This window comes from Streptomyces sp. HSG2 (genome assembly GCF_016598575.1).
Taxonomy (GTDB): Bacteria; Actinomycetota; Actinomycetes; order Streptomycetales; family Streptomycetaceae; genus Streptomyces.
This window is the reverse complement of record NZ_CP066801.1, coordinates 5,135,845-5,160,527: the sequence shown is the minus strand read 5'-3', so window position 1 is coordinate 5,160,527 and position 24,683 is coordinate 5,135,845. Positions and strand designations below refer to the sequence as shown.

17 protein-coding genes are annotated in these 24,683 nt (G+C 70.6%); 8 read left to right on the top strand and 9 right to left on the bottom strand.

What is annotated here, in order from left to right; genetic code table 11:
* Positions 1-109 precede the first annotated feature (109 nt).
* The 4 genes from JEK78_RS22455 to JEK78_RS22440 form a co-directional block, all read right to left on the bottom strand.
* Positions 110-1,741, bottom strand: coding sequence for a carboxylesterase family protein (locus tag JEK78_RS22455; RefSeq protein ID WP_200261986.1), 1,632 nt, complete (start codon positions 1,739-1,741; stop codon positions 110-112).
* Between the two features lie 203 nt (positions 1,742-1,944).
* Entirely contained in the window at positions 1,945-3,174 is a 1,230-nt protein-coding gene (locus tag JEK78_RS22450; RefSeq protein ID WP_242483187.1) for a transposase, read from the bottom strand.
* Between the two features lie 248 nt (positions 3,175-3,422).
* Positions 3,423-5,354 carry an AfsR/SARP family transcriptional regulator gene (locus tag JEK78_RS22445; protein WP_200261985.1) on the bottom strand — a complete coding sequence of 644 codons (1,932 nt, stop codon included), beginning with the start codon at positions 5,352-5,354 and terminating at the stop codon, positions 3,423-3,425.
* A gap of 664 nt (positions 5,355-6,018) precedes the next feature.
* Positions 6,019-6,366, bottom strand: a complete 348-nt coding sequence (locus JEK78_RS22440; RefSeq protein WP_200261984.1) for a LysR family transcriptional regulator — start codon at positions 6,364-6,366, stop codon at positions 6,019-6,021.
* 559 nt (positions 6,367-6,925) lie between these two features.
* On the opposite strand from JEK78_RS22440, the gene JEK78_RS22435 reads away from it, so the two are divergent.
* On the top strand, positions 6,926-7,906 hold the full coding sequence (locus JEK78_RS22435; protein ID WP_200261983.1) for a ScbA/BarX family gamma-butyrolactone biosynthesis protein: 981 nt from the start codon (positions 6,926-6,928) through the stop codon (positions 7,904-7,906).
* Positions 7,907-8,148: 242 nt separating this feature from the next.
* Here the strand turns inward: JEK78_RS22435 and JEK78_RS22430 are convergent, their stop codons facing one another.
* Entirely contained in the window at positions 8,149-8,913 is a 765-nt protein-coding gene (locus tag JEK78_RS22430; protein ID WP_200261982.1) for an SDR family oxidoreductase, read from the bottom strand.
* A gap of 101 nt (positions 8,914-9,014) precedes the next feature.
* Between JEK78_RS22430 and JEK78_RS22425 the strand changes: the two genes are divergently transcribed.
* Complete coding sequence (locus JEK78_RS22425) at positions 9,015-10,001, top strand: NAD(P)-dependent oxidoreductase (RefSeq protein ID WP_200261981.1); 987 nt, start codon at positions 9,015-9,017, stop codon at positions 9,999-10,001.
* A gap of 225 nt (positions 10,002-10,226) precedes the next feature.
* Here the strand turns inward: JEK78_RS22425 and JEK78_RS22420 are convergent, their stop codons facing one another.
* Entirely contained in the window at positions 10,227-10,871 is a 645-nt protein-coding gene (locus JEK78_RS22420) for a ScbR family autoregulator-binding transcription factor (protein WP_200261980.1), read from the bottom strand.
* A 459-nt stretch (positions 10,872-11,330) separates the two neighbouring features.
* The gene (locus JEK78_RS22415; protein ID WP_200261979.1) at positions 11,331-12,059 is read right to left on the bottom strand and encodes a peptidase E; all 729 of its coding nucleotides are present in this window, start codon (positions 12,057-12,059) and stop codon (positions 11,331-11,333) included.
* 143 nt (positions 12,060-12,202) lie between these two features.
* On the opposite strand from JEK78_RS22415, the gene JEK78_RS22410 reads away from it, so the two are divergent.
* Entirely contained in the window at positions 12,203-12,748 is a 546-nt protein-coding gene (locus JEK78_RS22410) for an AAA family ATPase (protein WP_200261978.1), read from the top strand.
* Between the two features lie 389 nt (positions 12,749-13,137).
* Here the strand turns inward: JEK78_RS22410 and JEK78_RS22405 are convergent, their stop codons facing one another.
* Positions 13,138-13,623 (bottom strand): lamin tail domain-containing protein, encoded by a 486-nt coding sequence (locus tag JEK78_RS22405; protein WP_242483186.1) that lies wholly within the window; start codon positions 13,621-13,623, stop codon positions 13,138-13,140.
* Between the two features lie 1,250 nt (positions 13,624-14,873).
* Between JEK78_RS22405 and JEK78_RS22400 the strand changes: the two genes are divergently transcribed.
* The 4 genes from JEK78_RS22400 to JEK78_RS22385 all read left to right on the top strand — a co-directional run bounded on the left by JEK78_RS22400 (position 14,874) and on the right by JEK78_RS22385 (position 20,117).
* Positions 14,874-16,316, top strand: coding sequence for an amino acid permease (locus JEK78_RS22400; RefSeq protein WP_200264310.1), 1,443 nt, complete (start codon positions 14,874-14,876; stop codon positions 16,314-16,316).
* 219 nt (positions 16,317-16,535) lie between these two features.
* Positions 16,536-18,155: an alpha/beta hydrolase gene (locus tag JEK78_RS22395; RefSeq protein WP_200261977.1), complete on the top strand. Its 1,620-nt coding sequence runs from the start codon at positions 16,536-16,538 to the stop codon at positions 18,153-18,155.
* A 444-nt stretch (positions 18,156-18,599) separates the two neighbouring features.
* Positions 18,600-18,896: a hypothetical protein gene (locus tag JEK78_RS22390; protein WP_242483441.1), complete on the top strand. Its 297-nt coding sequence runs from the start codon at positions 18,600-18,602 to the stop codon at positions 18,894-18,896.
* Positions 18,897-19,193: 297 nt separating this feature from the next.
* Positions 19,194-20,117, top strand: a complete 924-nt coding sequence (locus JEK78_RS22385) for an endo-beta-N-acetylglucosaminidase H (protein ID WP_200261975.1) — start codon at positions 19,194-19,196, stop codon at positions 20,115-20,117.
* A 550-nt stretch (positions 20,118-20,667) separates the two neighbouring features.
* Here JEK78_RS22385 and JEK78_RS22380 read toward each other — a convergent pair.
* On the bottom strand, positions 20,668-22,458 hold the full coding sequence (locus tag JEK78_RS22380; RefSeq protein WP_200261974.1) for a long-chain fatty acid--CoA ligase: 1,791 nt from the start codon (positions 22,456-22,458) through the stop codon (positions 20,668-20,670).
* Positions 22,459-22,960: 502 nt separating this feature from the next.
* Between JEK78_RS22380 and JEK78_RS22375 the strand changes: the two genes are divergently transcribed.
* Positions 22,961-24,394 carry a helix-turn-helix domain-containing protein gene (locus JEK78_RS22375; RefSeq protein WP_200261973.1) on the top strand — a complete coding sequence of 478 codons (1,434 nt, stop codon included), beginning with the start codon at positions 22,961-22,963 and terminating at the stop codon, positions 24,392-24,394.
* The last annotated feature ends 289 nt before the right edge of the window (positions 24,395-24,683 follow it).

Here is a 24,683-nt window from a genome sequence, read left to right as displayed (position 1 = left end):
TGACGCGCGCTTCGTCGCGTCTCGGGCGAGACGCGAGGGTCTTTCGAGTGGCCGACCCCCCGAACGGCCCGGTGTGCCGCCGACCGGTGGGGCGGGCCGGCGGGATCGGTCAGGAGCGGGGCACCCGACCGACGAGGTCCCATATCCGCAGCTGCGGGTAGTCGGGGACGACGACGTCCGCGGTCGAGGTGCCGCCGAGGACGAGGAGGCTGGGGCCGTGAGGGGTGAAAGGGGGCCAGTGGGCGAGGGCGGGGGTCCTGGGGCACGAGGTGCGGGCGAAGGCGGCCACCGCGTCGACGAGGAGGTCCGAGAGCAGCCGTTCGACCGGGCCGTCGCCGAACACCGAGGCGAACGGGGGCCGTCGGTGGGTGCCGAAGAGGAACGGTGACGTGGCCTCGTGCGGTGTGCCGAAATGCGGTGGCCGCGCCGGGTGGGCGAACTCCATGGCGTACCACGGCGTGGTGCCGAGGCGGGCGTGGCGCTCGGCGAAGCGCACGGTGTGGTGTCGGAACATCAGATCGCCCCAGATCTCGGTCCACAGCGACCGGGGGTCCTCACGGAGTCCGGCGCGCGACGCGACCTCCCGGTAGGCGCCGACGCAGGTGTCGGCGAGATCGGTGTCGGCTGCCGGCGACACGAGCCGCAGGACGTCCAGGACGGCCCGCCTCAGCGAGTGGGGCCCGTTCGGGGCGGGCGCGGGCTGGGGAGAGGCGGGGCCGGTGTAGAAGGACCCCTCGGTGCGGGTGTGGACGGACATCACGGGCAGGTCCACGGTGGGCAGGTCGTGGGCGTGGGCCGGCATCGTGCGACCGTCGACGACCGGGCCCCTGTACCATCGGCCGCTCCCGACGATCCGGCTGTCCGGGGGGCCCGCGAAGAGGCGGTGCCAGGCATCGCCGAGGGAATTCGCGGGGACGTCGCGCAAGCCGGGCACGGTGGTGCCGAGGCTCCTGGCCAGCGTCTCGTGCACCGTGCGGGCGTCCTCGCGGGTCAACGAGGTGGCGGGTGCCAGGGCGTGGCTGGGGCTGATGGGCACGATCCGCCGAATCAGCCCACGGGTCTGCGGCAGGCAGGCCAGCTGCCACACGGAGGCGGCGCCGGCGGAGGTCCCGCACAGCGTGACGTTGCCGGGATCCCCGCCGAAGGCCGCCGCGTTCTCGTGGACCCAGGACAGCAGTGCCCTTTGGTCCTGCAGCCCCCAGTTGGCGAACTCGCCGGTCTCGTGATCGGCGAGCGACTCGTGGAGCCCGAACCCGAAGACGCCCAGTCGGTAGTCGAAGGTGACGACCACCAGATCGCCGCGGCAGGCGAGGCGTGTGGCGTCGTAGGTGGGCAGGCTGCCCGATCCGGTGGCCCATCCACCGCCGTGGACGTACACCAGGACGGGACGCGATCCACGGGTGTCGGGGGTCCAGACGTTGGCGTGGAGCGCGCCCTCGCCACTGCGCGGCGAAGGCCGATTCGGCAACGGCGACTGCCAGCAGGCCGGCGCGGGGCGCACCGCCTCGCGCACTCCCCGCCAGGGCCGCGGGGGCCGGGGCGAGGCGAACCGCAGGGGGCCCACCGGTGGCCTGGTGTAGGGAATCCCGCGGAACACCGCGACGCCGTCGACTCGTTCACCCGCGACGAGGCCGGCGCGGGTGCCGACCACCGGACGAGCGGCGTTCGATGTCGGCGGCCGGGCCGCGGACGCCTCGACGGCGGCCCGCGGACCGGTGACGTTCGGTGCCGTTCCGGCCATGGGAACTCCTGGACACTCGGGGCGGTGAGGTTTCCGCCGATCGTGTGTCCGAAGCCCCGGAGCTGCCATCGGACGGCCGGAAATCCGTCAGATGACACCGTCGGTCCGTCAGGTCCGGATTCCTCCCCGCCCCGGACCTGACGCAACGACCGCGATCCGAACGATCCGTCCGCTCGCCCGCCCTAGAGTGCCCTCACCGCGGCTCAGGCCGTGGCTCGCGCCTCCTCGGCGGCCCATCCGATGTCGGCCGTCCCCGACAGCACCTTGATCGCGTGTGCCGCGGAGACGAGCGTGACGTGACGGTGCCAACCGCTGAAGGACCGGCCCGAGAAGTCGCTGAGGCCGACGCCCTCCGCGACGTGGGAGTAGGTTCCCTCGACACGGAGGGCCAGCCGGGTGAGCCGCAGCAGTCGGGCCGGGTGCGCCCCGGGCACGTCGGTGAGCCAGAGCTCCCCGGGCCAGTGACCGCCGGTCTCCCCGACCCCGAGGAGGACCATCTCGCGATCGGCCCGACGGGCCGACCCGGGTCCGGCGGGCACCGCCACTCGCACCCGCGCCGTCAAGACGGCACCGGCCGCGCCGATGCCGCCCGACCTCCGCTCGATCACGGGGTGGCGTAACGGTCGTGCCACGGTCATGATCTGCTGTGCCGTCAGGTGTGGGGGCAGGCGGGGAAGCCCGGGATCGGTGACGGTGAGGCGCTCGCCCGCGCCGATGCGCAGCAGCATCGGCGCGCCCGTCGCCGAGAGCCGCCGTGCGGTGTGCCTCAGATCGGCGCCGCGGGCGTCCACGACAACCGGTCGGGGGGGAAGTCCCCACCCTCTGGCGAGGTCGGCGTAGGCCTCGACGGCGCACTGATCCGGTGTCTCCGCGACGGCGGAGTCGGGGATCGACGCCTGTCGGCGTCGCGAGGCGTCGTCCAGCCAGGCATCGGGCAGGTGGAGTCGCCAGTTGACCGGCGTGGCACCGTCGTCCGATACGGCCCAGACACCGACCGCGTTCTGCGCGTTCACGACCTGGCCGCGCAGGGGGCAGAAGCGCCGGTCCACACCCACGGAGCTGGCGCCGGCCTTCGGGATCACCAGCGGCCTCAGGACGTGGGCGCGAGCGGGCAGGGCCTCCTCGACGTGTCGGGCGAGGGCGCGGCGCACCGGGACCCAGTCCCAGGTGGAGCCGCTGATGAAGTGGTGCAGGCTCTGTTCGGCCGACTCGCCCCCGAACAAGGAGGAGATGTTGCGGATGGATTTGCGTCCCCGCGCCCCCAACAGGCCTCGCACATAGTCCGCTCCACGCCGACGCTGGTCCCTGCGGGGCAGGGAGGCGAAGAGCGCGGGGAGAAGGTCCGCGAGGACGACCGCGGGGTTCCCGGAGGGGCCACTGTCCCGCCACGGGTCCCGGGGCGTCCAGTCGGGCGGTCTCGTCGTCGTTCGCATCGCAATACACCTCGCCGCTCGTTCCGGTTGTCGGCCTGCGTTCGCTGTTCCGATAGGTTCGGCGCGTGGGTCCAAGAAGCGGCCAAGGCCTGGCAAAGCCCCAGGTGGGCGGTCTTGGACGGCGCCCCGTTCGGTCATGTCGAAGGATGAGGTTCCGGCCGGCGCGCTCCGGCTGCCGTCGGTCGCTCGCTCGCTCCGTCGAACCCGCGCCAGGAGTGACGACGTCCGGGATCCGGGTTCCGCGCGGGTCATCGCGCGACCGCGACCCGACCGGCGGCGACGGGCCCGCCCAGCGGCACCACCCGCGCGCCCGACGGCTCCTGGGCGATCGCCATCCGGATCAACTGGTGGACCCGGAAGGTCACGGGGCCGGCGGCGTCCGTCGCGGGGGCCAGGGCCGCCACCAGGTGACGATCGAGCAGCCGACCGACGACGGACTGGGCGGACCAGGTGTCGCGGTCGAGCAGCTCACAGGCCTCGGCGGTGTCGAAGGGGCCGGGCGCGGAGGCGAGGAGGCGCAGGGCACGGCGCAATGGCGGGGAGAGCCGGGCGATGGCGCCGATCGCCGCGGCCAAGGCGTTGCGGGAGTCGTCGAGAAGCTCCGCCGCCAGTCGCCCCTCGTCGCGCAGTCCGGCCACGAGATCGGGCAGCGTCCACATCGGACGGGCGGCGAACCTCTCCGCCAGCGCGCGGAGCGCCAGCGGCAGGTTTCCCACGAGTTCCGCCACCTCCCGCAGGGCGGCCGACTCCCCGCCGATCGCCCGCACCCCGGAGACCCGGGCGAAGAGGGCGGCAGCCTCGGCGTTCTCCAGCGGCTCCAGCGAGAGCGTGAGCGCGCCCTCGATGCCGGGCAGGCGGATGCGCGACGTCACCAGGGCCAGGCTGCGCGCGCCCCCCGGCAACAGCGGCAGCACCTGGTCTGTTCCCGCGGCGTCGTCCAGGAGCAGCAGCACCGAACGCCTCGACGCCCACTCGTGGAAAACCCCGAGGAGCTCCTCCGAGCGGCTTCGGGCATCGAGGCCCTCCGACACGCCGGCCGAGTGGAGCAGGGCACGGAGCACCCCCATCGGTTCCCGGGGCTCGACACCATCGTGCAGCCGCGCGTACAACAGACCGTCGGGGAACCGGTCGCGCAGCAGGTGGGCCACATGCTCGGCCAAGGCGCTCTTGCCGACGCCCACGGGGCCTAGCAGGGTGACGACGCGCGGTCCCGCTCCATCCAGGTATCCGAGGATCGTGTCGATCTCCGCGGAGCGGCCCACCAGGTCGGACGGCGGGAACCACGGCGGCGCCGTCGACCCGGGCAAGACGGCCGGGCCGGCCTCGTCCACCTCGGGCACCGTCCACCGGTCGACCGACGTCGATCCCCTGGGCGCCCGGGCCGTGAGCACCTGGCGCTGCAGATCCTGAAGCTCCTGGGAGGGCTCGACACCCAGTTCGGCGGCCAGACCGCGACGCAGTCGAGCGAAGGCGTCGAGGGCCGCACCACGCCGGCCGGACCAGTGGGCCGCCGTCATCAACTGTGCGGCGAAACGCTCGTTGAGGGGGTGATCGGCCGTCAGCGCCCGCAACTCGCCGATCAGTGTGTGATGGCGCCCCAGGCGCAGTTCCGCCTCGATGCGCAGTTCCAGTGCCGCGAGCCGCGTGTCGGCCAGTTGGGCGATCCGACCCGTGACCGACGGGCCCGCCGCCACGCCCGAGAACGGCTCGCCACGCCAGAGGCGGAGTCCGGCGTTCAGCAGCCCGACCCCCCTGGCGGGGTTCCCCTCGCTCAGGGCGACGCGAGCCTGGGCGACACGATGCTCGAACTCCCACAGGTCCAACTCCCCCGGGCGCAGGACGAGACGGTAGCCTCCGGGCTCGGTGCGCAGCCGTCGGGCGAGGCCGACGGCGACACCGGCGGGCTCCAGAGCCCTGCGAATCTGGTACACGTACGTCTGGACGGTCTTGCGTGCCAGCCGCGGTGGATCGGCCTCCCACAACTCGTCGACCAACGTCGACATCGACACCGAGCGGTTGGCGTGCAAGAGCAGCACCGCCAGCGCGCGGCGAGCCATCGGCGCCGTCGGAGTGCGGTCCTCTCCCCCCGCGCGGACCTCGAGTCGGCCCAACGCTCCCACTCTCAGCGGGGTGGGTTCGGCATCGGCCGAGGAACCGCCGGTCGGCGTGGCCTCGTTCATGATGTCTTCTCTCCTCGTCCTGTCCTGCTCTCGTCGCCCTGAGCCGCGGCCCGGCGGTGCCGGGGCGGGGCCGATGTGCGGTCCTCCGCCCCGAGGGGCCGCCGACGCGTTCCTCCACCCCCGTCGGATGGACGTCCGCGTCGCGCCGGCACGGCGAATCGATCGGATGGCGGGCGGTCGGCACCGCCGCGCGCGTCGCACGCCGGTCCGCCGGGGGCGTCGTCCCGCACCGGGGCGGGAGCGCCCGTCAGCGCATCCGGCAGTGTCGGAGTGGTCGTGGGGGCGGGTTGCCACCGCGGCACGAGCCGGCGGAGCCACGCCAAGTGGCCCGCCACACGTCCGGCCTCCGATTCGCCCTCGCCCGTGTCCCCGAGCACGGCCACCGTCTGGACTTCCAGCCGGCGGGACCCGGACCGCCAACTCGCCTCATCCTGTGCCTCCGAGGGACTCGCGAAGTCGGCGGGGCAATGGGGCCCCGCCGGGCGGCAAGGGCGATCGCCGGTGGGGACAGAGCGAGAGGAGACCTGGCGTCGCCCCCGGTCCACCGAGCCGCTCCGGGCTTCGGGCCGTTCCCCACCTGAGCCGGGCGCCGTGGCCCGCCACGGCTCGCCCGGATCACCAGGATCGCCCGGTGTCGGGGGACCGCCTCGGCGGTCCCCCGCGCTCAGAGCGGCAACCGCCGCGTGGCTCGCCGCCTCTCCAAGGCGTGCGGACGGCCCCGAGGCACGGACTCCGTCGTCGGGCGTCCGCCAGGTCTGGCGCGGGCCACGTCGCGGCGCGCGGCCTCGGTGATCTCCATGATGCGATCGGCGTGCGGCAGGAGACTCACACCCGCTGCCGTGAGGGAGAGTTGACGTCTAGTACGGTCGAACAGCTGCGCTCCCACGGCCTCTTCCAAGCTTTTGATCTGGGCCGTCACGCTCGACTGGGCGTAGTGGAGGTTTCTGGCGGCCCGTGTGAAGCTCAGCTCCCTGGCCACCTCACGGAACGCACGCAACTGTTGGATCTGCATGTCACGCTTCCCTTCTGCGGACTCGCGCTCCCGGGCCCATAACATACCAGCATGGCTGTATTTTCCTATCGATCGAGCGCCCTCCGGCCACACAAGGCGACCATCGACGCCCATCCGACCTCGGCACCGGGACGAGGAGGCCGCCCCGCACCAGCAGGAAAACAAACCCGCTTGCTGGTATGCAACCGGCATCGGAAACAACGATTCCCGCCACCACGACAGCGCGCCACCCACACCCCCGAAGCCGGCCCCCGAGGACGGAACGAAGGACATCGGGCCAACCACCACCGAGGACGGGGGGCCGCGCACGCCGCCGGAGCGCGAGGCCGACCACTCCGCGCAAGTCGGCGGTCCAGCACCCCGAAGCCACCTCGCGAAACGGCGACGACACCCCCACCACCAGGACCTTCTCGCGCACCGACGGCGAAGGCGTACCCCGCGCCAACAGAACCGCTCTCAGCCATTGAAAAACAAACCCGCATGCACGTATCTTACGTGCCTGGGGGACAGGATCAGCCGGCCCGCCACGCACCTTCACTCGCTTAGAGAAGGAAGAGCGATGACTCCGAACACCGCTGTCGCAAGGCCGAAGGGCATCCACCGGGGCGGACGCGCGGGACGTGTCCCGGTCGGCGGAACCCCGCCGACGACGCCGCCGACGAACCCCGTGGCCAAGGAACTCGTGCATCGGTCCCGGCCACTCGACGTCCTCCCGACCGGCATCAGGCGGAACTCCGAGGACCACTTCACCGTGTCCCTGCGCTGGCCCGCACAGCACCCGCTGTTCCTGCGCGACGCGCACTACACTCCGTCCCTCGTCATCGAGTCGGTGCGCCAGGCGGGGCTGCTCGTCTCCCACGCGGAGTTGGGCGTGCCGCTCGGGCACCAGTTCGTGGTCTGGGAGATCGGCCAGCACATCGATCCGTGGTTCCTGCAGAAGGCCCACGCACCCGCCGCCCTCGAACTCGACGTGCGCGTGGACGAGATACGGCTGCGAGGCCGAATCCCCGCGGAGGTGCGCCTGGGAATGGAGATCCGGATCGACGGGCGGACCGTCGGAGCGGGCTCGACCCGATACGGCGTCGTGTCACCCGCGGCGTACGGGCGCCTTCGTGGCGACAAGCGCGACATGGCTTGGCCACCGACCCATCTCACCCTGCCGGAGCCGGTCGACCCCGCCTCGGTCCGCCGCGCCCATGTCCGCGACACCGCGCTCTCCCCCGGCGGGAGTCCGGACAGGTGGTGGCTTCGGGCCGACACCACCAACGAACTCTTCTTCGATCACGGCAACGATCACGTCCCGGCCATGGTGCTGTTGGAGGCGGCGGCACAGGCCGGACACGCCCTCCTCGACGGTCGGCCGTGGTCGGCGTCGTCCTGCGAGGTGAGCTGCGCGAAGTACGTCGAGTTCGGCGCCCCCTGCCGGATCCGCGCCCATCTGGCCACGGGGCCGGACGGGACACCGTCGCTGGAGGTGACGGGAGAACAGGACCGACAGTCCGCCTTCGTCATCCGGTTCGGACTCGCGACCCCGCTCTGATCGAGGCCCGCCCTCTCGCACGGCGAGGGAACGAGAACCCACCGAACCTCACGACCGGGGTCCTCACCCCGCGGGCCCACCACGCCTGACGCGCCGTCGGCCACGGGCAGGCACCCGACCGGATCCCAAGACCGGCGCGCACCCCCGTCCGCCGAAACCCCCGACCGCCGCCGGCGACCCCGCCGCGGTCGGGACGTACGGGACCCCGCTCTCCCACCCCCGCCGGGCGCACGAGCCACCCGTCAACGGACCGTCCATCCGCCGTCGACCGGCACCGTGGCGCCCACCACGAACGACGAGCGATCGCTTCCCAGCCACGCGGCGACCTCCGCGATCTCCTCGGGCTCGGCGATCCGAGGCAGCAGCGCGGACCCCAGCAACGCGTCCTCGGCATCGGGATCGCTCGCGATCCACTCGTCGATCATCTCGCTGTGTGTCGCCCCCGGCGTGATGGCGTTGACCCGAATGCCGTGCGTGGCGTACTCGGCGGCGGCGGCCTTCGTCAACCCCAGCACGGCATGTTTCGCGGCCACGTACGGCGCCGCGACCGGGGTGGCGACCAGTCCGGCGGTACTGCTGGTGTTCACGATGGCACCTCCCTTTTCGAGCATTGCGGAGATCTCATGGCGCATACAGTTCCAGACACCTCTCACATTCGTCTCCATGATCCTTTCGTAGATCTCTTCCGGCATTCTGTGGATCGGAATTCTCGCCGCACCGACACCCGCGTTGTTGAAGGCCACATCCAGTCCGCCGAAGCGCCGCGACACGTGCCGAACGGCCGCGGCCACCTCCGCGTCACACGCCACATCGGCGACGACGTGGTCGGCCTGGTAACCCTGCCCGCGGAGTTCCGCGGCGAGAGCGGCGAGTCGATCTCCGCGGCGGGCGACCAGCGTGACCGTGGCGCCTTCCCGGCAAAACACCTTGGCGGCGGCTGCTCCTATTCCGCTGCTGGCTCCTGTGATGAGTGCGTTCCGACCCTCCAGAATACCTTTTCTCTCCATGCCGGCACGCTATCAGAACCAGACGCGACACAACACGTCACAAGAATTTTCGGAATACTTCCCGAATTCACCCGGAGCTGTCTTCGCGAAGGAGCGGCAAGGTGAATGGCGGGCGCATCCTCGTCACCGGCGCGACAGGATTCGTCGGATCCCACGTCGTCGCCCTCCTGACGGCGGGCAACGCCGGAAGGGCCACGCGACCGATCCGCCTCCTGGCCCACCGGCGGCCCCACCTCGGGCGCGGCCCCGGGGTCGAGGTCCGCCGCGGAAGCCTCGACAGCCCCGACACTCTTCGTGGGGTCTGCGACGGAGTGGAGACGGTGCTCCATCTGGCCTCGCGGATCGGGGGCGACAAGCGCCGGTGCGAAGAGGTGAACGACATCGGGACGGGAGCGCTGCTCGCCGAGGCCGAGCGGGCCGGCGTCCGCAGAGTGATCCAGCTGGGAACCACCGCCGTCTACCAGGATGGCCGGCACCTGCGCGCACGTGAGGGCGATCTGCCGGTCGGGCCCGTGTCCACCACGAGCGTTACCAGACTGGCCGGGGAGGAACGCGTCCTGGCCTGGGGAGGAGTGGTCCTGCGACCTCATCTCGTCTACGGCCGCGGCGACGTCTGGATGGTTCCCGCGATCGCGAGGTTCGTCCGGGCGATGCCGCACTGGGTGGCCGGGGGGCTGGCACGCGTCTCGGTGATCGGCGTCTCGGATCTGGCCCGGGCCATCGCGAGCCTGGCCTCCCGGGTCGAGCTGCCGGCAGGAGCGGTGTTGCACGCCGGACGCCCCGAACCGGTGCGGGCGCGTGATCTGATTCGGGCCACCTCGCGCGCCCTCGACCTTCCTTCGCCTCGGGGACAGGTGACGCGAGAAGAGGCCGCGGGAAGACTGAGGGCCACCGGGGACGGGACGTGGCCACGCAAGCTTTCCCTGCTGACCGTCGACCACTGGTACGACAGCTCGCGACTGTGGAACCTCCTGGACGCCCGCCCGACCCTCGACTTCACCGCCGACTTCGCCACGAGCGTGCCCTGGTACCGAGCATCCGCCGGCCTGCCGCCGGGACGGCCCGTCGTCGGGGGCGCCGGCTCGTGAGGGCTCTGCCCCGACGGCCGATGCCGCACCCCGCACCGCCGCGGGCACACCCCAAGCCCGAGACGTCCGTGCCAGGCGTGGCCGGAGCGACCGGCGAGCGCCCCGCCCGGAGACCACCGCCGTGCGGGGCGCCCCCAGGCGAACGGCCGTCAGGGCGCTTCCGGGGGACTGGGATCGACGTCCCACGACCGGTCGCGACGATGGAAGAACTCGCCGCGACGCGAATCACGCTCCGTGCTCCGCCATGAGACGCTTGCCGAGGTCGGGGCTGATGTCCAGTCGCGCGAGGGTCTCGGGCGTGGCGATCAAGGGCATCAGGACCGAGTACAGGTGCGCGATCCGCTCCTCCAGATCGGCCCAGCCGGTCATGACTCCGGACATGATCTGGATGCCGGAGAAGACCCCGACGAGAAGCTCTGCATACGCGCGCGTGTCGATGTCCGGCAGCAGCTCGCCGCGCTCCGCGGCCTCGCCCAGCGCGCGAGCCTGGAACTCCACCCATGCCCGGTAGGGGGGCTTGCGATCCAGGTCGCTGCCCTGGTCGATGGAGAGCCTGATGCTGCCTTGCAGCAGACTGTCGAAGTGAAGGCGGTGGGCGACGAGCAGCGCGGAGTCCACCACCTCCTGCAGCTTCACCTCGCGGGTATAGCCGGTGAGATAGCCGGTCTGACTGACCATCTGGGTGTCCAGAACCTCTTGGGCGAGCTGCTCCTTGGAGCCGAAGTGAAAGTAGAAGGCCCCCTTCGTCATCCCCGCTCGCTGGTAGACGTCCGAGATCCTCGTCGAGCCGTAGCCCCGCTCGGCGAAGACCGTGCCCGCCGCTTCCAGGATCGCCTGCCTCGTCCTGACCGCCCGCTCCTGCTGCGCCATGCGAACTCCCTCCTTGCTTGCCGCCGAACGGTTTCGGCGGGCCGTGCTGTTCCGACCGGGGAGACTGAAACAAACCCGCAGGCACGTATTTTACTCCCTGTCGTCGCCCTGGGGCCACCCCGGACTGGCCAAGGTCACACGACAGCGCGACGACCTCCGCCTCCGTGCCTCCTCGATCACGGACATCCACGCCCGAGACCGGCGAGATCAGCCATCGCCACACACAGTCACCACTTCTTCGCGAACGCGCACGCCGACGACACCCCGTCCACGCGCCCTCCGTCGGCGCCCCGACGACGGACGTGACCGAGCGGGCCGCCACCCTTGCCGACTCGCCGCGCCCCTCGCGCGCTCCGAGGCGTCGGCGGAATCGGGACGGGCGGCGCCCAACGACCGCCGACTCGCGGGTTCTCGGAGCGCGGGGGACGGCTTCGCCCGAAGACGTACGGCAAGATCCCCCTACACCAGCCTGCGGGGCTCGACGCGCTCCTCCACCACCGCCGATCCGTCACTCTGGACGATGTACGCCCCCTTGCCGGGAATCTCGGTCACCGCTTCCACCAGTTCCGTCCCCCGGTACACCAGGCCGACTCCGTCGTCCGTGCAGTGCGCGGCAGGCAAGGTCGCGTCCGCCACGAGCCGGTGGATCAACGGGCGCCTTCCGGGGTCCGAGTCGTAATGGACGCCGTTGCCGTAGGGCAGGAAGCCGAGTGCGTCCGTCACGGGACACAGCTCCGGCCCGAACGAGTCGGTCGCGCCTCCCCTGAACCAGCAGAGAGAGCCCGCGCTGACTCCGCTGAGCACGACACCGGCCCGCCAGGCCCGGCGCATTGCGCGGTCCAGACCGTGAGCTCTCCACACCGCGAGAAGGTTGACCACCGAGCCTCCCATGACCCAGACCACGTCGTGATCGAGGAGCGAGCCCTCGATGTCCTCCAGGTTGGGCATGGGGAACAGGTGCAGGGGCGTCAGGTCGAACCCCGCCGTGCGCGCGGCCTCGGCCATGCGGGCCGTGAAGTGCTCGGCGTCCCCGATGGCGGTGCCGACGTACATCACACGTGGGCGCCGACCGTGCGCGCCGGAGAGGTCGACCGCGTGGTGCACCAGGGCGTCGAACATCACCCTGGTTCGCCCGCCGACCCGATGTCCGCCGGAGGTCGCCAGGATCGTCGGTTCCGAAGCAGTCATGGCCATGATCGTATCGAGCACGACGGACGGAGCCGAGCCGCCGACGGGCCCAGGAGACAAGGGCCCCCAGCGGGTGAACCCGCGGCGAGCGCCGGTGGCGACCTCCGACCGGCCCCACCACCACACACGAGAGGCATCCGAGCATGCGACGCCACATACTCACCGGAACACCGGGCGCGGGCAAGACGTCCATCCTGAGGCGCCTGGCGGAGCACGGCTACCCCGTCGTCGAGGAAGCCGCGACCACGATCATCGAACGGGCGCAGGCCCGTGGCGAGGACGAGCCGTGGACACGAACATCCTTCATCGACGAGGTCGTCGAGCTGCAGAGGCAAAGGCAGTTGGAAGCTCACACCACAGGCCCCGTGCAGGTGTTCGACAGATCACCGATCTGCACACACGCGCTCGCGACCTACTGGGGAAGGCCGGTGTCGCGCGCGCTGTCGACCGAGATCGAACGGATCACTCGCGACGAGGTGTACGAGCCCCGGGTGCTCTTCGTCCGCAATCTTGGATTCTGCGAGCCCACCAGCGCCCGACGGATCGGCTTCCGAGAGGCGTTGGCATTCGAGAGGATTCACGAACAGAGCTACCGCGCGTTCGGGTTCACGCTCATCGACATCACCGCCGGCGACTTGGTCGATCGCGTCGCGGAAGTCAGGTCGCACATCACCCGACCCGACTCTTGACCACCACCGTCCGGTGCGTCGTCGGCGGGACCGGCGAAGCCCGTGACGGCGGCGACTCCGCGCCCGTCCTCGGTCGTGTCGCCGACAACAGGACTGTGTCGATGGCGTGCGTTCGCCGACCGCGCGACGCGGACACGGACGGAGAATCGCACGAGCGCATGCCCGACGGGGGCCTGCCGAGGTGACCAGGACGATGTCGTCGGGACGGAGCCGGGCATCCCCGACGGGGCCATGGCGGCGACATGGGTCGTGATCATGGCGACGTCCGATTCTTCATGGATCAGACCGGTCGGGAATGGTCGGCGACGCCTCTCTCGTCGGCGTGAGCCGCTCGCCGGGCCCCGCAGGAACCCGGCGAGCGGCTCACGCGCTCGGCTCGGTGGCCGAGGTCAGCAGTAGGTGTGACCTCGGTCCCAGCGGTTCCACGAGCACCGGTCGACCCTGTGGCCGCGCTTGTCCCGCAGGACGAGTGCGCCACGACGGTTGTCGTAGAGGTGACGGCGACTGTCCTGGTAGACGTGACGGCGGTTGTCACGGCCGAAGCCGGAGTGGACGACCACCTCCTGTCCGCCGCGCAGGCGCAGCCCGCGGAAGCGGTAGGTGTGCCCCCGACGGTCGGTCACCGTGTAGTTGCGCATTTGAACGCTGCGACGGGAGGTGTTCTTGACGGTGAAGTACTCTCGGTTCACCGATCGGTTGTTCCAACGATCCCGACCGGGAGCGTTGTACTGGATCTCACTGATCGCGACCGCGCTGTGGCGGTCCCGGCGGCCGCGATACTCGCCGGCGGAGGCCGGTACGGCGGCGGCCGACACCATGGCACCCGTGAGCAGGGCCGTGGTCATCAGCGACGCGACACGGTGGGTACGGGACATGACGATCCCCCAGCTTCCTCTTCCATGACAGGCGAACCGTCCGTCACTGAGCGGGGATTCACCTGCCGGTTGGCGCTGCCCCGCCGTCCGGCCGGGCGATCACCATGGTGGAGGCGGATCGGGGCCACATGACGCAGAAACCTTATGTGTTACACAACACGGACACAGGATCCACATCAGCGCACTCGACCGCGAACCGTGTGCTTCCCTGTGTTCACGACATATGCGACACACAACCACCCCCTTGGGGAGGGGGCACCGACGCTCCGGACACCCGACTCCTCTCCGTGAGGAGCAACGATCGACACCGGTGAGCGGGCCCCGTGGCGTAACGGACCATCGGGGCCATCCGGGTGACGCCCCAGAACCCGGACGGCGCACCAGGGGCTTGGCCAGCCCGGTTCCATTCGCGGCGAACCGGACTCGGCCCGGTGGTGAAGCGAATCTGGGAACCGTTCCGACCTCGGTCGTGTGCACGAATCCGCGCTGTCGACCTCAGCCCCCTCGGGCGGCGGACGGGGACTCGGGATGCCCCATGTCGGAGCCCGAGGCCGCCCGATACGTGCGCACCTTCGTGAGGATCGGCCATTGCGAGCCGACCAGTCAGGCGTGCTCGCCGCGCGTCGAGGACGACCCGATCCGCATGTCCGCGAGTGGACCCGCGGGGCATCGGGACTGTTGCCGACCGGCACATCGACGCGGCGGTCGACATCGCCAAGGCCGCCGAACCCGTGGCAACGACCCGCGGAGCGGGGATGGGCGGGCACCCGTGCCCGCACCGCGCGGCGAAACGGAAAGGCACCCGAGGCCCCCGAACGCCCCGCGTGGCAGCGGGCGCGACCTCGCACGGGTGCGGTGCCAGGCCCGGACACACGCGCCGGACCGGCGCCGAACCCCCAACCGGCGATGCAGGAGGTGGGCTTGCCCGATGGGACACGCCCCCTCCGAGGTCGGGGTTCATTCAGTGAACGGTCAAATGCAAACAAAGATCATATCGCCTCTGTGTCCGATTTATACTCCTATGCGCATATTGCGGGCCTTATCTTGTGGCGCGCGTCACCTTGAGGCGTATCGAACGGAATTCCCGCCGTGATACATCTTCACGATCTGCCGTGAGCGTCACCCATGTCCCCAGGGGACCCTCGGACCGGCAGAGCGCCGGTGGCACTCCATTGGCATCCAGGGGATCGAGACTGGTCCACGGCCCTGTCACCACGGTGCGGACCGGCATGGAGAAAGGCGCGTCCACCATGACCTCGTTGCGGGTCGAGAAGCACGCCGGCGAGACCGGCGACACCTCGCGGGAGGGCTACGAGCGCGGTCTCGGCAGCCGTCAGGTCCAGATGATCGCCATCGGCGGCGCCATCGGCGTCGGCCTCTTCATGGGGGCCGGGGCGAACATCGCCAAGGCGGGGCCCGGCATCATCCTCATGTACGCCCTCGCGGGTGTCGTGATCTTCTTCATCATGCGCGCCCTCGGGGAACTTCTGCTCTACCGACCCGTCTCGGGCTCTTTCGCGGAATACGCCCGCGAGTTCCTCGGGCCCTTCTTCGGATTCGCGACCGGCTGGACGTACTGGCTCATGTGGGTCGTCACCGGCATGGCGGAACTCACCGCGGCCGCCATCTACGTGCACTTCTGGTTCCCCGGGATTCCCCAGTGGGTCAGCGCGCTGGTGTTCCTGGTGGTGCTCTTCGGCGTCAACCTGATCTCGGTGAAGATCTTCGGCGAGGTCGAGTTCTGGTTCTCCATGGTCAAGATCACCGCGATCATCGGCATGATCGTGATCGGTCTCGGCGTGCTCACTCTCGGATTCTCCGAAGCCGGAGAGACGGCGACGGTCTCCAACCTCTGGTCGCACGGCGGGATCTTCCCGAACGGCATCGGCTCCAGTCTGATGACCCTCCAGGGGGTCATGTTCGCCTACCTCGCCGTCGAGCTGGTGGGCGTCACCGCCGGCGAGTCCGAGAACCCCGAGAAGACCCTCCCCAAGGCCATCAACACACTGCCCTGGCGCATCATCATCTTCTACGTCGGCGCCCTCGTGGTGATCCTCTCGGTCGTGAAGTGGACCGAGTTCTCGGCCGGGGAAAGCCCGTTCGTCCACGCGTTCGAGAAGATCGGGATACCCTTCGCCGCGGGGGTCGTGAACTTCGTCGTCCTGACGGCCGCGTTGTCGTCCTGCAACTCGGGCATGTACTCCACCGGGCGCATGCTCCGCGATCTGGCCTCCAACGGCGAGGCACCTCGGTCCTTCGGACGACTGAACGCGCGCAAGGCCCCCTCGGTGGGCATCGCCGTCTCGGTCACGCTCATGGGCGTCGGTGTCGCCCTGAACTACGTCGTCCCGGAGAAGGCGTTCGGCTACGTCGTCTCCGTGGCCACCGCCGCGGGCATCTGGACCTGGATGATGATCCTCGTCAGCCACATCCGCTACCGCCGCGCCGTCGAAGCGGGCCGCCTGCCGGCATCGGCCTTCCCCGCGCCCGGGGGAGCCACGTTCAGCTGGGTGGCCTTGGTCTTCCTGATCGGCGTCACCTGCATGATCGCCTGGGATCGGGACTCCAGGATCTCCCTGGTGGTGGGCGCGGTCTGGGGCATCGCCCTGGCCGTCGGCTGGACCGTCCTGAAGAGGCGTGGCACGCGCCCCGCCCCGAGCATTCCGGAGCGAACACACGCCGCTCCTCGTTGATCGCGCCCGGAGCGCCAGGACACCGGCTCCGACGGACGGTCGCGGTCCCGGGAGTGGACCGCGACCCTACCGAGCCCAAGGCACGCACCGGCGCCACTCGTCCTCCCCGTACGCAGACACAGCGCACCCCTCCTCTCCTTGCCGTGGACGGCGTTGCGCTTCGTACCATGTCCTGGTCGCCGGACGACGCGGCGACGCACACGGATTCCGGAGCATCCCTTGACCACTCCTCCCGGTCGGCCTCGCGGCGCCGTCCTCCTGGCCCTGGCGGTAGCGCTCGCGGCCACGTCACTCAACGGGTGCGGCACGCCCGGAGATTCCTCCGACGCCCCGGAGGCCGACGACCCGGTCGCCTCCGCCGGACTTCGCGACTTCTACACCCAGAGGCTGAGCTGGGAGCCCTGCGGCGACGAGGAGTGCTCCACACTGCGAGTCCCGATGGACTACTCGACACCGGGCGACGGCGACACCTTCACGCTCCCGCTCATCCGCACCACCGCGACCGACAGGTCCGACCGCGTCGGCTCCCTGGTCGTCAACCCCGGCGGCCCCGGTGAGTCCGGAGTGGCCCTCCTCCAGGACGGTGGCGCCCAGTTGTTCGGCGAGCGAATACGTGCCCGCTTCGACATCGTCGGTTTCGACCCACGGGGAGTCGCGGGCAGCGAACCCGCCGTCGACTGCGGCGCGGAGGACGAGGTCGGGACGGTGGCCGATGACGCGCCACGTCCGCTCCACCCCGCGACGGAGGAACAACGCCAAGCCGCCCTTGCCGAGGCCGAGAGCACGGTGCGGGCCTGCGAGAAGCACAGCGGCTCGATCCTTCCGCACGTCGGAACTCTCGACGCGGCCCGCGACATGGACGTGCTCCGCGCGGCGCTGGGCGACGAAGAACTCACCTATCTGGGATGGTCCTACGGGACGGCCTTGGGCACGAGCTTCGGCGAGCAGTTCCCCGAGAAGGTCCGTGCCATGGTGCTGGACGGGGCCGTCGACCCGGCGCTCGGCTGGGCCGAGCGGGCGGCGAGCCAGGCCACAGGGTTCCGCCAAGCGGTCGACGACTACGCCGACTACTGCGCGGAAGTGGTAGGGGACTCGTGTCCCGCCGAGACACCCGATGGCATCCGCGCACTGGTTCAAGGCCTCTACGAGAGCACCGCGCGAGAGCCGCTCCCGGCCGACGGCGAGTACGGGGAAGTCGACCCGCAGACACTCCACAACGCCCTCGTCACGTCGATGTACACCCCCGAGGACCAGTGGGAGCCGCTCTCCCTCGCCTTGGGCGAGGCGGCCACCGGCGACGGGACCGGTCTCCTGGAGATCGCGCTCGGGGAGGAGGATTCGGCAGAGGCCGCGCACGGGTTCGCGGACCGCGGTACCTCGCGACGCCGGGACGCCGGTCGACAGGACGTCACGGAGGAAGGCCGGCCCGACAATTCGGATGTGGCCATCACCGCGGTCGACTGCGTCGACATCCCCCACCCCGAAGACCCGCGGGAGTATTGGAAGGCCTTGGAGGAAGCGCGCCTCGCCGAGGGCGACTTCGGATCCGAGAGCGTACTCGCCGCACTGGGGTGCAGGGGTTGGCCGCAGCGTGGACCCGGCCCGCATCGCGTGGTCGCGGAAGGTCTGCCCCCGGTCCTCGTGGTGGGTACCACCGGCGACCCGGCCACGCCCTACCACGAGGCGGAGAGCCTGGTCCGACAACTCCCCCAGGCCATGCTGTTGACCTTTGACGCCCTCGGGCACACCGCGTACGGGCGTGGCAGCGGCTGCGTGGACGACGCCGTGGACGACTACCTCCTCGATCTCAAAGCGGTCGAGCCGGGGAAGACGTGCTGACACGCGGACGCGGACGGCCCCGGTCCGGGCCGCGCGGCGACAGCCGGTCGGGGACCCGGCGTGGAGCCTCCGGAGGCACGTCCGCGGACGTGAGAGCCCGGAACACGCCGGTCGCCGCCCGGTCGGACCGCCCCTGTCCGAACTCGGATCGACTGGCGGTCGGGTCTGTGGACGATCCGACCACGCCCGGCGCCCGAGAGGCCGCCGGGCGCCCTCTCGGGCCGGACGGTGGAAGGGCGGAAGCGGAAGGCGTCCGACGACTGTTCGCGCCCTCACGGGCCATACACGGCAAGGCCACCCGAAGAGTTGAACATGACACTAAACCGTTCTCTTCACGGGCATATCCCACACGGCCCCTTCGACAAAGGGGATCGAAGCACCGGTGAGGCGCCTTCAACGAGACCGCGTCAGACACCGGACGGCGAGAGGTGGTTGCCCGTGAGCATGTTCCAGACCGGCCGACTCCGACTGAACTCCTCCAGCCCCGTGGCCGTAGCGGGTGGGGACACGTCCTCCTTCACCCAGGTCACCTTCCCCGCGGCCTTTCCGGACGGGTCCACCGTGGTGGTGATCCCGTTCGTCCAGACCTTCAACGGACCCGACACCCCGGGCCTGCGCATCGCCGACGTCACCCCCGTCGGCTTCAAGATTCGCATCAACGAGCTCCACGCCCACGGCGAGGTCACCTCGGACGGGGCCCACACCACGGAGACGGTCGGCTGGATCGCCGGCACCGTCTGAGCCCGCCCACCGGGGAGGTCGACCCCGCTCGGAGCCTCTGGCACGCCAGAGGCTCCGAGCGCGCGCGTGGGGGCGGCCCCCGCACGCCGAAATCAGCTCCGCAACGCGGCCGTTGGCCGACTCCCCGCAGCTGGAGGGGGGAATCCCCGGCGATTCGAGGGGGGTCGGCGTTGTGCGGAAGTCGTGAAGATTCCGACCTCGATCTCGACACTCGTCAGGAGAGGCAGAAACTCGGAGAGCCCACTCGGCGCCACGCGACAAGTCGGCGCCGACCAGACGACGGGAGACCGAACAACGATGTTCAATCTGGTACGGAACAGGGCGAGGGCAGCGGCTCTCGCCCTCTCGGCCGTTGTCACGGCCTTCGCCTTCGGCACGACCGGGGCGTCCGCCGCGACCGCGCCCATGGACGCCTCCACGAAGCAGGGGCCGATCTCGGTGGCCTACGTCGAGGTCAACGACAACAGCATCCTCAACGTCGGCAAGTACAAGCTCGCCGACAGCGGGGAGAACGCCTTCGACGTCGCCATCATCTTCGCGGCGAACATCAACTACGACACGGAGACGCAGTCGGCGTACCTGCACTTCAACGAGAACGTTCAGCGCGTCCTGGACAACGCCGAGACGGAGATACGCCCGCTGCAACGGCAGGGAATCAAGGTCGTGCTCTCCGTGCTCGGCAACCACCAGGGGGCGGGGTTCGCCAACTTCCCCTCGCAGCAGGCGGCTTCCGCGTTCGCCAAGGAAATGTCGGACACGGTCGCCGAGTACGGCCTCGACGGCATCGACTTCGATGACGAGTACGCCGAGTACGGTGCGAACGGCACCGGCCTGCCCAACGCCAGTTCGTTCGTGCACCTGGTGACGGCGCTCAGGGCGAACATGCCGGACAAGATCATCACCCTCTACCACTTCGGCCCCTCGGCGTCGCGCCTCTCCTACGGCGGCGTCGACATCTCCTCCTCCTTCGACTACTCCTTCAACCCGTACTACGGCACCTGGCTGGTCCCGAACGTCGCGCTGCCGAAGTCACGACTGTCGCCCGCGGCGGTCGAGATCGGTCGAACGCCTCAGAGCACGGTCGCCCGCCTCGCCGAGCGCACCGTCGACGAGGACTACGGCGTCTTCCTGACGTACAACCTCGACGGCACCGATCGCAGCGCAGACGTATCGGCCTTCACGCGAGAGCTGTACGGCAGTGAGGCCGTCTACACCCCGTAGGGCGCCCGCGAGCCCCGGCGGGAGGACTTCCGCCGAGCCCGGCCGGCCGGCCGGAGAAGGGCGGGAGTGACCAGAGCGTCTTGACAACGATGTCAATTCCGGCGGGGCAAGTGCCCGCCCGTCGCCCGCTCCGGGCGGCGGGCGGGCACCTCCGCCTCCCGCCGATGCTGTCGGCGCCCGGTCCCGCCCCGGCAGGGCGAGCCACCGCTCCGGGGCGTGCCCTCGGTCGCCGGTACTCCACTCGTCCGACGGGAGCGTCCGTGAACTCCGGCCGGAATGGCGCCCTCCGCGAGGCACCATCCGGGCCAGGGTCAGGCGGGCTTACCTCGCCCCGGGCGTCGACTCGAACCGTGCCGTAGCCTCCGCGAGAAGTGCGGATCCGCGGCGGACCGCGGCGGGCGTCCCACCGACGCCTCACACGAGTGCGGCCCCGCACCGGCCCCGTCCGGTGGGACGGCTCGCCGACCCGGGCGCGAGGTCCATCATCGGGACACCCGAGCGGTCCGGCGCCTCCTCGGGCGAGGTGGGGGCGGGGCCGATCCTGGGGGGATCAGCGGTAGATGGCCTCGATCTCGTCCGAGTAGTCCCGCATGACGACGCTTCGCTTCAGTTTGAGGGACGGCGTCAAGTGGCCGGAGGCCTCGGTGAACTGGTTGTCCAGGATGCGGAACTCACGGACCGCCTCGGCCTTGGAGACCGCCGCGTTGCCGTCGTCGACGGCGCGTTGGATCTCGGAGAGCAGGTCGGGGTCCTTCCGCAGGACCGAGACGGGGGTGTCCTTCGGCTTGCCGTGCTGCTCGGCCCAGCGTGGCAGGAACTCCTCGTCCAGGGTGACCAGGGCACCGACGAAGGGTCTGCCCTCGCCCACGACCATGCACTCGCCGACGAGGGCGTGTGCCCGGATGCGGTCCTCGATCACCGCCGGGGCCACGTTCTTGCCTCCCGCGGTGACCAGGATCTCCTTCTTGCGCCCCGTGATGCGCAGATATCCCTCCTGGTCGAGGGCGCCGATGTCCCCGGTGTGGAACCATCCGTCGACCAGGGCGGTCCGGGTCGCCTCCTCGTTGTTCCAGTACCCCTGGAAGACGTTGTCGCCCCGGAGGAGGATCTCCCCGTCCTCGGCGATCTTCACCGAGCTGCACGGCAGCGGCAACCCGACCGTGCCGATCTTCTGCCGGTCCCAGGGGTTGAGGGTGGTGGCGGCGCAGGACTCGGCCAGGCCGTAGCCCTCAAGCACGGTGAGACCGAGGCCTCGGTAGAAGTGGCCGAGACGTTCGCCGAGGGCGGCACCACCGGAGATGGCGTGGGTGCTGCGGCCACCGAGGGCCGCGCGCAGCCTGCCGAAGACAAGGCGGTCGGCCACCGCGTGCCGAAGCTTCAGCCCGAGGCCGGGCCCGGACGGCGTTTCGAGGGCCCGGCTGTAGGCGATGGCGGTGTCGGCCGCCATCTCGAAGATCCGCTCCTTGCCGCCTGCCCTGGCCTGGGCACGCGCCGAGTTGTACACCTTCTCGAAGACCCGGGGAACGCCCAGCAGGAAAGTCGGTCGGAACTGGGCGAGTTCCTCGGTGAGGTTCTTGAGGTCGCCGGCGTGCCCCAGCTTGACCGGAGCCATCATGGCACCGACCTCGACCACGCGCGCGAGTACGTGCGCGAGTGGAAGGAACAGCAGGACGGAGGAGTCCTCGCGGAACAGCGGGGTGTTGCGCGCGATGGTGTTGCCGCACTCCGCGAGGAAGTTGCGGTGGGTCAGCACACAGCCCTTGGGTCTTCCGGTGGTGCCGGAGGTGTAGTTGATGGTGGCGAGGGAGTCGGGGCCGGCCGAGGCGCGAGCCTCCTCCAGCCGGTCGTCCCTCACCTCGGCCCCGGCGGCGATCAGTTCGTCGATGCCGCCCGCCTCGAACTGCCAGACGTTCCGAAGCGCGGGAAGACGGGATCCGACCTCATCCAGGACGACCTGGTGTGCGGCGGTCTCGACGACGCAGGCGACGGCGCCGGAGTCACCGATGTTCCACTCGACCTGCTCGGCCGACGAGGTCTCGTACACCGGGACGGAGACCGCCCCCGCGTACCAGATCGCGAAGTCCACCAGGGTCCACTCGTAGCGGGTGCGGGACATCAGGGCGACCCGGTCCCCGGGGCGAACGCCGGAGGCGACCAGTCCCTTGGCCACCGCCCTGACCTCGGCCAGAAAGGCCGCGGCGGTGACGTCCCGCCACTGGCCGGACATCTTGCGTGCGAGCACCGGCCGATCGGGGTGCTTCTCCGCGTTGCGGACGACGATGTCCGCCAAGTTGCCGTCCGGGGGGACGGAGTACATGGCCGGGACGCTGAACTCGCGCAAGACGGCTCCTCCTTGTGAGCGCTGCCGCGGAGGCACGCGGCACAACCGGGGCCGGGTTCTGACGGGCCGGAGGCTACCAGCTGGTAGGGTCCAGGTACAGGGATGCCCACCCACTACCGTTCCCATGTCGCCATCGGTGAACAACTTGGCGATTTCCGTGGTTGATCGAGGACGTGGGCTCGTCTGTGATGGAGGGCATGCGCGCAACCGCGGTGTCAGCCGACTGTCCCCGACACTCCCGCTCCTACGGCCCCGGACATCGCCTCGGCCCCCTTGCCACACCCCGTTGAGCACCGGATGACGGCGGTCGAGCCGTCCCGACTCCCGCCTCCCCGAGTCCCACCACCCCTCTCGGTTCGGAGTGGCGGACCGGTCCGCTCCTGACGCACATGCGCCACTTCGACACCGCTTCTTCGACCCTCCGGCGGTGCGGATCCCCCTCCGCCCCCGGACACGCGCAACCGCCCCAAGCGAACGTGTCACTGAGGAGCACAGCATCCCGATGCACCAGGAAGCTCGAAGCACGGCAACCACGACACGCCACCGCCACCCACTCGCGGCTCTCCGGGCGAAGGCCGGCTACACCCATGGGGAGTACGCCCGCCTGATCGCCACGACACACGACCGACTGGGTTTCGGCCACATGGCCGCACGCCGCGAGAAGGTCTCCCGCTGGGAGTCCGGACGAGCCGTCCCGGAACGGACGGCCCAGCTCGCCATCGCCCACGTCCACGGCGTCCCCGAGGAGGACGTCGACAGACTGGCCTGGCCGGAGTGGCTCCACCTGGCCCACGGGGACGCCCGTCAACTGGAGTTCCCCTGGACCCCGGCCGCCGTGCCGGAGGCGATTCTCGACGCGGTCGCCGCCCGAAGGCAGACTCGGCAGGGGTACCTGATGGCGACCGGCTGGGCCGCGATGTCGCTCGCGGAGAACTGGGTGGACGCCATGACCGAGGCCCTGGACTGGGCCTCCGGGGGCGCGGCGCCACGCCACGCCACGAGCGACCGAGAGCCGGGGAGCATCGACGCCGAACCGGGTTCGGTGCTCCAGGCGTGCACCCGGTTGCGCACGCTCAACTCCTTCGCCGGACAGTTCACCGCCGGGTGGCTCGTCCCGGCGAGCGAGCACGAACTGCGCTATCTGGCAGACCACTTCGCCTCCGGACCGCCCTCCCTCGCCCGTGTCCCCTCGGGGGCGGGCCAAGGTCTGCTCACACTGGCGGCCGAGAGCCTCTCGCTGTGCGGCTTCATCGCCAGACTTCAAGGCGAACACGTCGGTGCTCAGCGGTACTACGTGGCGGGACTGCGCTGCGCGACAGCCGCGGGCGACGCGGAGATCGCGGCGGCGATCATGACCTTGCACGCCGCCCAGTACCTGGACCTGAGGCTGCACGGGGAGGCGACCGAGCTGCTCCAGTCCGCGCGCACGGTCCTGCGTCGCTCCGGGGTCCGGGTCGGGGATCCCGCGCTGCCGTCCCTGATACACGCTCAGATCGCCAGGGTGTACGCCCAGCGCGGTGACGACGTCGGGCGACGACGCGCGATCCGCGCCGCGCGCAACGCCTTCGTCAGCGCTCCCGCCCAGGAACCGTCGACGATCCTCCCTCTCCGCGGGGACCGCTGGCTTCAACTCCTGGACGGCGTGTCCCTCCTGGAGTCGGGGCGGCCGGATCAGGCGATCAAGTGCTTCGACCCCGTGCTCTCCGATCACGAGCCCCCGCTGACACTGCCGCCGTCGGCGCGGTCGCTGTACTTGCTCCGGGCGGCCGAGGCCCAGGTGGCACTCGGTGACGCGGCCGGCAGCGCCGCGTCCGTCGCCGAGGCCACGGCACTCCTCGGCGGCGTCCGCCCGGCGGCCTCGACCCAGGTCCGCCTCGCGCTACGGACGTACGCGCACCTTCCCGAGGTGGAGGCCCTGCTCGCAGCGGCCGACTGACATCGTCCGACCCGTCCGGGTCGTCGGCCCCCATCGACCGGCCGACGGCCATCCGTCCGGTCGTCCGACATCCGGCGGCCTCGCCATCCGACGACGGGCGACCGGGTCTCCGCAGCGCCCGGCCGCACGGACCCCCCGACCGACCGGACCCGCCTCGCGGATGTGCTCCGGGTGTGCCCTACCCCCAGGCACACCCGAGGCACGCGGTGCCCCATGGAATTCCGGCGCGACTGGTGACGATACTTCATCGTGCACGGGGCGGGCATCCCGTTGACGCCCGGTGCGATCG

What these genes read in the sequence shown, in the direction of transcription:
- JEK78_RS22455 (WP_200261986.1), bottom strand. Translation starts at nt 1,741, where the DNA reads ATGGCCGGAACGGCACCGAACGTCACCGGTCCGCGGGCCGCCGTCGAG.
- JEK78_RS22450 (WP_242483187.1), bottom strand. Translation starts at nt 3,174, where the DNA reads ATGCGAACGACGACGAGACCGCCCGACTGGACGCCCCGGGACCCGTGG.
- JEK78_RS22445 (WP_200261985.1), bottom strand. Translation starts at nt 5,354, where the DNA reads ATGAACGAGGCCACGCCGACCGGCGGTTCCTCGGCCGATGCCGAACCC.
- JEK78_RS22440 (WP_200261984.1), bottom strand. Translation starts at nt 6,366, where the DNA reads ATGCAGATCCAACAGTTGCGTGCGTTCCGTGAGGTGGCCAGGGAGCTG.
- JEK78_RS22435 (WP_200261983.1), top strand. Translation starts at nt 6,926, where the DNA reads ATGACTCCGAACACCGCTGTCGCAAGGCCGAAGGGCATCCACCGGGGC.
- JEK78_RS22430 (WP_200261982.1), bottom strand. Translation starts at nt 8,913, where the DNA reads ATGGAGAGAAAAGGTATTCTGGAGGGTCGGAACGCACTCATCACAGGA.
- JEK78_RS22420 (WP_200261980.1), bottom strand. Translation starts at nt 10,871, where the DNA reads ATGGCGCAGCAGGAGCGGGCGGTCAGGACGAGGCAGGCGATCCTGGAA.
- JEK78_RS22415 (WP_200261979.1), bottom strand. Translation starts at nt 12,059, where the DNA reads ATGACTGCTTCGGAACCGACGATCCTGGCGACCTCCGGCGGACATCGG.
- JEK78_RS22410 (WP_200261978.1), top strand. Translation starts at nt 12,203, where the DNA reads ATGCGACGCCACATACTCACCGGAACACCGGGCGCGGGCAAGACGTCC.
- JEK78_RS22405 (WP_242483186.1), bottom strand. Translation starts at nt 13,623, where the DNA reads ATGTCCCGTACCCACCGTGTCGCGTCGCTGATGACCACGGCCCTGCTC.
- JEK78_RS22400 (WP_200264310.1), top strand. Translation starts at nt 14,874, where the DNA reads ATGACCTCGTTGCGGGTCGAGAAGCACGCCGGCGAGACCGGCGACACC.
- JEK78_RS22390 (WP_242483441.1), top strand. Translation starts at nt 18,600, where the DNA reads ATGTTCCAGACCGGCCGACTCCGACTGAACTCCTCCAGCCCCGTGGCC.
- JEK78_RS22385 (WP_200261975.1), top strand. Translation starts at nt 19,194, where the DNA reads ATGTTCAATCTGGTACGGAACAGGGCGAGGGCAGCGGCTCTCGCCCTC.
- JEK78_RS22375 (WP_200261973.1), top strand. Translation starts at nt 22,961, where the DNA reads ATGCACCAGGAAGCTCGAAGCACGGCAACCACGACACGCCACCGCCAC.